Below are 377 nucleotides of genomic sequence, written 5' to 3'. Positions count from 1 at the left end.
TCCAACGATACCACCGGCGCCGACACCACTGATGCCGATCCGGCAAGCGTAGCGCTGGACGCGCCGACAGGCGCCGGCCATTACGGCACGCTGACGCTCAACAGCGACGGCAGCTACACCTACCAGCTCGACAACGACGATCCGCGGGTGCAGGCTCTCAGCGGCAAGGAAACCCTCACCGAGACCTTTGCCTACACCCTGACTGACGCCGATGGGGACACCTCACCGGCGACGCTGACCATCACCGTGACCGGCACCGACGACGGCGTCAGCCTCTCTGGCCTGGCGAGCGAAGGCAGCGACGTTTCTGTCAGCGAAGCGAATCTGGAAGAGGGCTCCGCGGCGGATGCTGCGGCTCTGACCCAGCCTGGCAACTT

The 377-nt window shown here is 65.8% G+C and carries 1 protein-coding gene; it reads left to right on the top strand.

The features are described 5' to 3' along the window. The coding region (locus NFH97_RS21155) for a VCBS domain-containing protein (protein ID WP_349625589.1) at positions 1 to 377 on the top strand (377 nt) is incomplete at both ends.

This window comes from Halomonas sp. SCS19, assembly GCF_040147015.1.
Classification (GTDB): domain Bacteria; phylum Pseudomonadota; class Gammaproteobacteria; order Pseudomonadales; family Halomonadaceae; genus Halomonas; species Halomonas litopenaei.
Note: the sequence above shows the minus strand (reverse complement) of the source record. Positions and strands in the feature narration are given on the sequence as shown.